At 29.8% G+C, this 7,689-nt stretch carries 5 protein-coding genes; 3 read left to right on the top strand and 2 right to left on the bottom strand.

The annotated features are described in order from the left end of the window. Positions 1 to 196: 196 nt before the first annotated feature. The 3 genes from Q0H31_RS00570 to Q0H31_RS00560 are packed head-to-tail and all read left to right on the top strand — an operon-like array spanning position 197 to position 3,794. Positions 197 to 937, top strand: a complete 741-nt coding sequence (locus tag Q0H31_RS00570) for a DeoR/GlpR family DNA-binding transcription regulator (protein WP_295294960.1) — start codon at positions 197 to 199, stop codon at positions 935 to 937. Between the two features lie 46 nt (positions 938 to 983). Further along, the gene (pfkB, locus tag Q0H31_RS00565; RefSeq protein ID WP_295294958.1) at positions 984 to 1,901 is read left to right on the top strand and encodes a 1-phosphofructokinase; all 918 of its coding nucleotides are present in this window, start codon (positions 984 to 986) and stop codon (positions 1,899 to 1,901) included. A 24-nt stretch (positions 1,902 to 1,925) separates the two neighbouring features. Further along, positions 1,926 to 3,794, top strand: coding sequence for a fructose-specific PTS transporter subunit EIIC (locus Q0H31_RS00560; RefSeq protein WP_295294956.1), 1,869 nt, complete (start codon positions 1,926 to 1,928; stop codon positions 3,792 to 3,794). A gap of 83 nt (positions 3,795 to 3,877) precedes the next feature. Here Q0H31_RS00560 and Q0H31_RS00555 read toward each other — a convergent pair whose 3' ends face one another. Together Q0H31_RS00555 and Q0H31_RS00550 are read right to left on the bottom strand one after the other, a co-directional pair. Then, on the bottom strand, positions 3,878 to 5,530 hold the full coding sequence (locus Q0H31_RS00555; RefSeq protein ID WP_295294954.1) for an amino acid ABC transporter ATP-binding/permease protein: 1,653 nt from the start codon (positions 5,528 to 5,530) through the stop codon (positions 3,878 to 3,880). A 403-nt stretch (positions 5,531 to 5,933) separates the two neighbouring features. Next, positions 5,934 to 7,682: an ABC transporter ATP-binding protein/permease gene (locus Q0H31_RS00550; protein ID WP_295294952.1), complete on the bottom strand. Its 1,749-nt coding sequence runs from the start codon at positions 7,680 to 7,682 to the stop codon at positions 5,934 to 5,936. Positions 7,683 to 7,689: the final 7 nt, after the last annotated feature.

The raw sequence follows: 7,689 nt of genomic DNA, 5'->3' as shown, positions 1-7,689 counted from the left end.
TAATTGTTTATCTTTACTTAATTTACTGCGTTTCATACTTAAATTTTAACAAATTTAAGTTATCTAGGACAGCCCCCTAATTTATAATATTTTTAGATAAAACTACATATTTTTTTGATTAATTTTGATTGATTTTGATTATTTTTGATTGATTTTTTATGAAAATTTTATATACTATAATTATAAAGAGGTAAAAATGCTAAAAGTAAGCAGATATGAACTAATATTAGAAGTTATAAAAGAGAAAAGAAACATAAAAGTAGAAGAATTAATTGAAAGGCTAAATGTATCAGAGGCTACAATTAGACGAGATTTAACATTTCTTGAAAAAGCAGGAAAAATAAGAAGGGTTCATGGCGGTGCGATATCAATTGATACACAGGAAGAGAGTTTATTATACAAAAAAGAAATATACTCAGAAGAAAAAGAAAGAATAGGAAAGTTTGCTTCTTCATTAGTAGAAAGCGGAAGCACTATATATTTAGATGCTGGCACAAGTGTTTTTGCTATGATTAAATATTTAGCTGGAATAGAAAATATAAGAGTAGTAACTAACGGGCTTAGCCATATAGAAGAACTTTATAACAAAAAAATAGAAACTTACCTCATTGGCGGCAAGATAAAAATGCTTACTGGTGCTTTAGTTGGTGCTAGTGCTGTTTTATCTCTAAAAAGTTTTAATTTTGATTTGGCATTTATGGGGGCAAATGGAATGGATGTTAACGGATATTCTACTCCTGACAGCGAAGAGGCATTGATAAAAAGTGAAGCTGCTTCAAAGGCAAATAAAACTTACTTCTTATGCGATGAATCAAAATTACAAAAAAAGAGTTTAATTAATTTTTACAACTTAGAAGATTCCTACTTAATAACAAATGCTAAAGAAATAAATGAAGAGATAAAAAGCAAATTAAAAGGCTTATATATTGTTAATTGATAAAATAAATAAAAGAAAGAAAAAATAAAAACAAGGAGGATTAACTATGATATATACTTTAACATTAAATCCTGCCGTTGATTATTATATAGACATAGAAAACTTTGAAGAGGGTGATTTAAACAAAGTTAATAATGCCTATACATTAGCAGGCGGCAAGGGAATAAATGTTTCTAAGGTACTTAAAAATTTTAATGTTGAATCTACTGCATTAGGTTTTTGCGGAGGCTTTACAGGAGATTATATAAAAAAACATCTTAAAGAATACGGCATTAAAGAAAGTTTTATTTATTTAGAGGAAGATACAAGAATAAATATTAAATTAAAAACAAAAAAAACGGAAAGCGAAATAGCAGGAAAATCTCCTAATATTTCAAAAGAAAAAGTTAATGAACTTATAAACTACATAAAAAATAATGTAAAAGAAAATGATGTTTTAGTATTATCTGGAAGCGTTCCTAATTCTATTGACAGTTCTATATACAAAGATGTTATATCAAATTCAAATAAAAATATAAAAGTGATATTAGATGCAAGAGATGAAGCATTTAAAATAGGATTAAGAGAAAAAGTATTTCTCACAAAACCTAATAAAAAAGAATTAAGCGAATACTTTAATAAAAATATAGAATCAACAGATGACATCATAAAATATGCCAGAGAATTAATAAAAGAGGGAAGCGAAAATGTAATAGTTTCTTTGGGTAAAGATGGTTCTATACTCGTAACAAAAGATGAGGCTTATATTGGAAATGCTCCTGATGGCAAATTGATAAGTTCTGTTGGTGCAGGGGATTCTATGGTTGCTGGTATAGTTTATGGATTAAGCAATAATTTAAGTATAGTTGATTCTTATAAATATGCTATAGCAAGTGGAAGCTCTACTGCATGTTCTGAAATGTTAACTACATTTGAAAATATGAATAAGTTTTTAGAAAAAGTTGAAATAAAAAAAATTAATTAAAGTTTATATAAATGGAGGCTAAAAATGCTAAAAGATGTTATAACTTTAGATTGTATTAATATAGATTTAAAGGGACAAACAAAATCAGAAATTATAGATGAAATGATAGATATTCTCTATAATAACGGTAAATTAAATAATAGAGAAGAGTATAAAAAAGAAATATTAAAAAGAGAAGCTCAAAGCTCAACGGGTATGGAAGAAGGTATAGCAATACCCCATGGTAAAACTAATGCAGTAAAGATTCCTACAGTTGCAATAGGTATTTCTAAAAAAGGTGTTGATTATGAATCATTAGACGGAGAGCCTTCTCATTTATTTTTTATGATAGCAGCTCCAGAAAACTCTAACGATTCTCATATTGAATTATTATCAAAAATAACAACACTTCTTCTTGAAGATGATATAAGAGAGGCACTTCTTAATGTAAAAAGCAAAGAGGAAGTATTAGATATATTAATAAAGAATGCTGAAAAAGATAATGAAAACTCATCATTAAATCAGGAAAATAATAACAGCAGCGATTCATATCAAGTATTAGCAGTAACAGCATGCCCTACAGGAATAGCACATACTTACATGGCTGCTGATGCTTTGCTTAAAAAAGGTAAAGAACTTGGCATTACTATAAAAGGTTCAAGCGGTGTAAAAAATGAACTTACAAAAGAAGAGATAAAAAATGCAAAAGGAATAATAGTAGCAGCTGACAAAAATGTTGCTATGGAGAGATTTGATGGAAAGAATGTTGATATAGTAGGAGTAAAAGAGGCGATAAAAGACCCTGAAAGATTAATAAATAATGCCATAAATCAAACAGCTCCTATATATCATAGCAGTGAAGACAGTAGTCAAACTTCAAATAAATTTGCTAAAAAGCCAAAAACAGGAGTATATAAACATCTAATGTCAGGGGTATCAAATATGCTTCCATTTGTTGTAGGCGGAGGTATATTAATAGCATTTTCATTTATGTTTGGTATTAATGCAAGCAACCCTAATGACCCTTCATACAATTATTTTGCTAAACTTTTAAATGATATAGGAGGAGGAAATGCATTCTTCTTAATGGTTCCTGTAATGGCAGGATTTATTGGTATGAGTATTGCTGACAGACCTGGTTTTGCTCCTGCTATGGTTGGAGGTTTGATATCATTAAATAGCGGCGGCGGATTTTTAGGCGGTTTAATAGGCGGATTTCTAGGAGGATACATCACTCTTTTATTAAAAAAAGTATTTAATAAATTGCCTGAAAGTTTAGACGGAATTAAGCCTGTTTTATTATACCCTTTATTTGGTATATTTTTTACTGGTGCTATAATGTATTTATTCATTGTTAATCCAATAGCTGCAATTAATACAGGAATATCAAATTTCTTAAAAAACTTAGGCACAGGAAACTTAATATTATTAGGTGCTTTGCTTGGTGCTATGATGTCTACTGATATGGGAGGACCTATAAACAAGGCTGCTTTTACATTTGGTATAGCAATGATAGCTTCCGGTCAATATGCCCCTCATGCTGCAGTTATGGCTGGAGGTATGGTTCCGCCTTTAGGTATAGCATTGGCTACTACTATATTTAAAAATAAATTCTCTGCTGATGAAAGAGATGCTGGAAAAACTTGCTATGTTATGGGATTATCATTTATTACAGAAGGAGCAATACCTTTTGCCGCATCAGACCCTATAAGAGTTATTCCTTCTTGTATGATTGGTGCTGCAATTTCTGGAGCTTTGTCTATGGCTTTTCATATAGAGTTAAGAGCTCCTCATGGAGGAATATTTGTTTTGCCTATAGTTAATAATCCTATAATGTATTTGCTTGCTATAGTAATAGGTTCTGTAGTTACAGCGGTGATTCTTGGATTTATCAGAAAGAATGTTAACGATTAATAATTAAATAAATATATATAAAAAGAAGTATAGTATTATTTTTTACTATACTTCTTTTTTAACTTAATTTTTAATTCGCTTTTTTAACTCACTCTGTCAGTTTTCATTTTATAAACTTTGTCAGCTATGTTAAGCGTAGAGAGTCTATGCGAAACCAAAACAACGGTTCTATCTTTGCTATTATCTTTTACAGATTTTAATATAACAGCTTCGTTTAAAATATCAAGATTGCTTGTAGGCTCATCAAGAAGCATAAATGGTGCTTTATGTAAGAAACTTCTTGCTATTCCTATTCTTTGTTTTTCTCCGCCGGATAAAGTGTCCCCGAGTTCGCCTACATTGGTATCATATCCATTTGGAAGACTCATTATAAAGTCATGTAATGATGCCTTTTTGCAGGCTTCTATAACTTCTTCTCTTGTGGCATTTTTATCTGCTATTTTTATATTATTTTCTATAGTGTCTTTAAAAATAGATGTTTCTTGTGTTACATAGCTTTCAATATCTCTTAAGCTATCAGTGTTAATATTTTTTATGTTAGAGCCAGATATTTTTAAGTTTCCTTCTTTTATATCCCAAAAACGCATGAAGAGTTTTAAAAGCGTTGATTTTCCGCTTCCGCTCTTTCCGCTTATACCTATTATCTTATTAGGCTCTATCTCTAAATTATAATTATTTAATATCTCTTCGCCTTCATAATCAAAGCATACATTTTCGCATTCAAGCCCATTAAACTCTAAATCTTTCTCGCCGTTATAAACTTCTTCTACAATAGGCTTTTCTGCAAGTAAATTAAGAACCCTCTCTCCGCTTGCTAATGTCATAAATAAATTGTTTGATAAATTACTCAATGCTATCACAGGTCCGAAAGAACTCGCCATTGCTATAGTGGGGATTAATATGTTAGATAAATTTTTGTCTTTTGATATTAACACACTTACTACAAGAATAGCCAATGTGAATAATGATACAGCAGAAGCGGCAAGTCCTGATATTATGCCTTCATATTTTTTTAATTTTTTGTTTAAATCCATTAAGTCATCAGTTTTGTTTTCTATTGTTTGTATTCTTTTCTCACCGTATCCAAATTGGAGTATCTCTTTTATACCCCATAAACTATCAAGAAAATAGCTGTTTAATTTACCAAAATTATTTCTGTATTCCATTCCGTCATTCTTTCCAAACTTTGATGAAAAATAAGGAATGATAAACCCTATAGTAAAATATCCAAGTAAAGCAATAGCACCCAACACAATATTAAAACTTCCTATAAATATTGTCATTATTATTGAAGTTAATACGCCTATAGCTATTGGTGAAATTGTATGAGCATAAAACACTTCAAGAAGTTCAATGTCGCTTGTGATAAGTGCTATTAAATTTCCTTTATCTCTTCCTTCAAGTTTGGCAGGGGATAATTTTCTTAGAGCCCTAAAAACCTTATCTCTAATCAATGCCAGCAGCTTAAAAGCTATAAAGTGATTGCTTAACTGTTCAATATAGTGAAGCAAGCCTCTTAAAGCTGCAAGCACCAAAACAGTAATAAATATTGTTTTTATTGTAAAGAAATTATTTAACCCCAAAAAAGTTAATATGGCATATCCGCCAAGTATTGTTATAGATATAGCACACAAGAATCCCAACACTCCTGTAGTTATTGCTAATATCATAACATGCATAAGCGGAGCAATTAGTCCGATTAATTCTGCCATAATTTTAATACCGCTTCTTCGCATCGTGTAAACTCCTATTAATTTTTATTGACTATACTTTATATAAAGTAATATTAAGTATCATTAATTATATATTTGCACTTTTTGGTTCTTTGACGAAGTCCGCACAGCGAAGGCGGGAAAAGAACAACAAAAAATAATAAAATTTAATAAGTTTATATTTATTAAATAATTAAATTTTATTAAAAATAAATTTATATTCTATTTTTATATTTGGGGCTTTGCCCCCTGCGAAGCGTACCCGTAGGGTAAAACCCCACTTCTTTTACCGAGTAGGTACCTTTCGGTATTGGTATAAAAGAAGCAAAAGAACTGCATTTTTTTATCAAAACTAATTATTTTATGCTAAATTATTATATTCATAAAAAATCAGAAATTAATAAAATAAAATTTTTAAAATATATAATTATATCGCTATGCTTAAACTCTCTCCTTTTGTTATGCTCTCTAAATTTGTTTGCTCATTAAATATTCTCGCATACTCTCCATTTATACTCATCAATTCATTATGTGTGCCTTCTTCCTCTATAACGCCGTCTTTTAAAAAATATATCTTGTCTGAAGGTATGCAGTTATAAAGCCTATGAGATATTAATATAACTGTCTTCTCTCTGGCAATATCTCTTATCACCTCCATAATGCTCTCCTCACTTTCAACATCAACATTAGAAGTAGCCTCATCAAATATATATATATCAGCATTAAAAAGTATAGCCCTTGCTAATGCTAATCTTTGTTTTTGTCCTCCCGATAGGTTGGAAGCTTTCTCCATTATCTTTGTATTAAGACCATCTTCAGTTTGTAAAAAATCATAAAGCTCCACTTTTTTTAATGCTTCATTCATCTTTCTTTCTGTGATAGTGCTTCCTGCCATTTTTAAATTATCATATACAGTGCCTTCAAATAAATAACTGTTATGATCAACTACCACTATTTTTTTATATAAATCATCTTTGTCTATTGTAGAAAGTTCTATATCACCTATTTTTATAGAGCCTTTATAATTTTCATTTTTTAAAGATATGAGTCCTGCAATGGTGCTTTTTCCAGAGCCAGAAACCCCTACTATAGAAACAAATGATTTTTCTTTTATATTGATATTTATATTTTTTAATATAGTTTTATCTTCGTTGTAGGCAAAACTTACATTGTTAAAAATAATCTCTTCATTGTCTTTATTTATTTTGTTTATTCTGTTTTTGTCTTCTTCCATATCAAGTATTTCAAACATCTTATCGCTTGCAGATATTCCATTCATAGCTATATGGAAGAATGAACCCAAAAGTCTTAAAGGAATAAAAAACTCTGCAGAAAGCATTATTATAGTGAATGTGCCTGCAAGGTTAATATTTCCTTTCATATATTCAAGTATAGATATTATTACCCCTAAAGCAGCTCCGCCATAAGCTATTATATCCATTATAGTTGTAGAGTTTAATTGCATAAATAGCAGATTCATTGTAGCAATTCTAAACTTTTCTGCCTCTATATTCATCTCTTCATTTTTCTTTTCATCAGCCTTATATATTTTTAGAGTGGTAAGCCCTTGTACATCTTCTAAAAATATCTCTCCCAAATCGCTGTAGCTTCCCCAGTATTTTTTTAATATTTTCTTAGCAATTTTTACTATAGCAACAATTGATAAAGGTATAAGCGGCACACATATTAAAAGTATAACCGAAGCCTTTAAGCTCACTGTAGAAAGCACACAAAAAAGTACAATAGGAGCTATCATACTATAAAAAAATTGAGGCAAGTAACGTCCAAAATAAGTTTCTAATTGATCAACGCCTTCCATTGATATTTGTACTATCTCACTTGTTGAAAACTTTTCTTTGTATCTGCTTCCAAGTGTGAGAAGTTTAGCATACATCTTCTCTCTTAAAGTTTGTTTCACTCTCCCAGAAGCATGATATGACATATTAGCAATTAAAATATTAAACCTAAATCTTAATAATATTATCACAAAAATAGCTATAGATAGTTTTATAATATCTTCTTTTAAAACATTTCCGTTATAAACTTTTTGTATAATATCTGCCATAAAAAATACTGCTGCTATATTAAGTATCAGATTAGCAAGCTGTATTATTACATGCCAAGCTATATATTTTTTGGCCTTGCCCATTAAAGCTATAAGCCTTTTATTAATCATAATTTTT

It is taken from the genome of uncultured Brachyspira sp., from assembly GCF_934747485.1.
GTDB lineage: Bacteria > Spirochaetota > Brachyspiria > Brachyspirales > Brachyspiraceae > Brachyspira.
This window is presented reverse-complemented; position numbering and strand designations above follow the sequence as displayed.

What these genes read in the sequence shown, in the direction of transcription:
- Q0H31_RS00570 (WP_295294960.1), top strand. Translation starts at nt 197, where the DNA reads ATGCTAAAAGTAAGCAGATATGAACTAATATTAGAAGTTATAAAAGAG.
- pfkB (WP_295294958.1), top strand. Translation starts at nt 984, where the DNA reads ATGATATATACTTTAACATTAAATCCTGCCGTTGATTATTATATAGAC.
- Q0H31_RS00560 (WP_295294956.1), top strand. Translation starts at nt 1,926, where the DNA reads ATGCTAAAAGATGTTATAACTTTAGATTGTATTAATATAGATTTAAAG.
- Q0H31_RS00555 (WP_295294954.1), bottom strand. Translation starts at nt 5,530, where the DNA reads ATGCGAAGAAGCGGTATTAAAATTATGGCAGAATTAATCGGACTAATT.
- Q0H31_RS00550 (WP_295294952.1), bottom strand. Translation starts at nt 7,682, where the DNA reads ATGATTAATAAAAGGCTTATAGCTTTAATGGGCAAGGCCAAAAAATAT.